This window comes from Octadecabacter dasysiphoniae, assembly GCF_021532615.1.
Taxonomy (GTDB): Bacteria; Pseudomonadota; Alphaproteobacteria; order Rhodobacterales; family Rhodobacteraceae; genus Octadecabacter; species Octadecabacter dasysiphoniae.
Genome location: NZ_JAKGAQ010000016.1, coordinates 1 through 1,632, shown reverse-complemented (window position 1 = coordinate 1,632; position 1,632 = coordinate 1). Strand labels below are relative to the sequence as shown.

Sequence of the window (1,632 nt, the reverse complement as noted above, 5' to 3'; positions counted from 1 at the left end):
GGTGCCGATCTGCGTCGCGGCGCCCGAGAAATCGCCGCCGAAGATCACGAAGCTCGCGCCGGAGTCGCTGCCATTCGTATCGTCACCCGGTGCCCCAACGATCAGATCGTCGAATCCGTCGCCATTCACATCACCTGCGCCGCTGACCGAATTGCCGTTACGATCATTCTCCGCCACACCGTTAATCACAAAGCCGCCAAGGCCACTCTCGATGTCGGACAGCTCCACGGCTGTTCCATCGCTTTTGCCGAAGACCACAAAACTCGCGCCGGAGGCGTCGCCATTCGGGTCGTCTCGATATGCCCCGACGATCAGATCATCCAAGCCGTCGCCATTCACATCCCCCGCTCCGCTCACCGAGCGACCCAAATGGTCAAGTTCCGCCACACCGTTGATCACAAAGCCACCAATACCGTCCTCGATGTCGGACAGCGCCACCGTGGTCCCGTCGCTCTTGCCGAAGACCACAAAGCTTGCACCGGAGGACTGGCCATTCGGATCGTCTCTGAATGCCCCGACGATCAGATCATCGAGCCCGTCGCCATTCACATCACCGGCCCCACTGACAGAGACACCCGACTGATCACCCTCAGCCACACCATTGATGACAAAGCCGCCAAGGCCGTTCTCGATGTCGGACAGCTCCACCGCTGTGCCATCGCTCTTGCCGAAGACCACAAAGCTTGCACCGGAGGACTGGCCATTCGGATCGTCTCCCCAAGCCCCCACGATGAGATCGTCCAAGCCGTCGCCATTCACATCTCCCGCCCCGCTCACCGACCTGCCGGACCAGTCAAACGAATACACACCGTTGATCACAAAGCCGCCACTGCCATTCTCGATGTCGGAAAGCTGCACAGCGGTCCCATCGCCCTTACCGAAGATCACGAAACTCGCGCCGGAGTGGGAGCCATTCGGATCGTCTTGTTCTGCGCCAACGATCAGATCGTCCAAGCCGTCGCCATTCACATCGCCAGCCCCGCTCACCGACCAGCCAGACTGATCATACTTCGAAACGCCATTGATCACAAAGCCGCCGATGCCACTCTCGATGTCGGACAGCGCCACCGAGGTCCCGTCGCTGTTGCCAAACACCACAAAACTCGCGCCGGAGTCGTCGCCGTTGGGATTGTCACCCGGTGCCCCAACGATCAGATCGTCGAAGCCGTCGCCATTCACATCCCCGGCCCCGCTCACCGACCAACCGGATAAGTCGTCCTCCGACACACCGTTGATCACAAAGCCGCCAATACCGCTCTCGATGTCGGACAGCTCCACAGAGGTACCGTCACTCTTGCCGAAGACCACAAAGCTCGCGCCGGAGTTTTCGCTACTCGGATCGTCTCCGTAGGCCCCGACGATCAGATCATCGAAGCCGTCGCCATTCACATCCCCTGCTCCGCTCACCGACCAGCCAGCCCCATCACCCGCCGACACACCGTTGATCACAAAGCCGCTGGGATCCGTGCTGCTCTCCAACGCAGCGAGCTCGATCGCATCATTCTCACCCGTGATTGTGATGGTCACCGTCTCCTCGGTGCCATCCACCGTTGTAACCGTGAAGCTGTCGGTCAAAGTTTCGCCTTCGCCCAACGCCTGGATCGCCGCCTGCGTGTTGTCCGCCGCGTAGAT

At 60.5% G+C, this 1,632-nt stretch carries 1 protein-coding gene; it reads right to left on the bottom strand.

The window, feature by feature from the left end; all coding sequences use genetic code 11:
* Positions 1-1,632, bottom strand: a 1,632-nt coding sequence (locus L0664_RS18440) for a VCBS domain-containing protein (RefSeq protein WP_235227374.1), incomplete at both ends; no start/stop codon positions are given.